The organism is Antiquaquibacter metalliresistens, from assembly GCF_029211225.1.
Lineage (GTDB): Bacteria > Actinomycetota > Actinomycetes > Actinomycetales > Microbacteriaceae > Rhodoglobus > Rhodoglobus metalliresistens.
Genome location: NZ_JARGEM010000034.1, coordinates 1 through 500, shown reverse-complemented (window position 1 = coordinate 500; position 500 = coordinate 1). Strand labels below are relative to the sequence as shown.

Below are 500 nucleotides of genomic sequence, written 5' to 3'. Positions count from 1 at the left end.
CTTCAATTTTAAAAATCCATTCATTATTTAGTAAAACAGATGTAGAAGTTGAAAAATCTTTGATATCAATATGGAAAATAAGGGGAAATTTATTTGGCCCTTTTTTATCATTAGTACTTATAGCGCTTGTATATTCATTTAAAAAACTTATGTTTGGTCATTGATATAGATCCATTGTAGATGGAACTGTATAACCATCAAACTTAAATCTGTGTATTGGATTTTTCTTTGATTTATCATCATTAGTTAATAAATTTAGTTCATCCTTAGATGAGATCTCTTCAAATTTAGTTTTATTAATTTTTAGCATAGGTTTAAATGAAAATAAAACATTACCAATAGGTAGACCAGTTATAGGATTAAAAAATGTAACTTCCTCAGTCTCTGATAAAATCATATGATATTCTGTATGTTTAAATACGGATGCTAAATGTCAAAATAATTCATCTATGTCATGTTTTTTAATACTAGATACTTGTACTGTAGAAGCTGATCTAATA

At 25.6% G+C, this 500-nt stretch carries 1 protein-coding gene; it reads right to left on the bottom strand.

What is annotated here, in order from left to right; genetic code table 11:
• Positions 1 to 157: 157 nt before the first annotated feature.
• Positions 158 to 397 carry a hypothetical protein gene (locus tag PYV02_RS15350; protein ID WP_275759951.1) on the bottom strand — a complete coding sequence of 80 codons (240 nt, stop codon included), beginning with the start codon at positions 395 to 397 and terminating at the stop codon, positions 158 to 160.
• Between the last annotated feature and the right edge of the window lie 103 nt (positions 398 to 500).

Bases quoted from the DNA above. Each gene is read 5' to 3' on its own strand.
- PYV02_RS15350 (WP_275759951.1), bottom strand. From the start codon at position 397: ATGATTTTATCAGAGACTGAGGAAGTTACATTTTTTAATCCTATAACT.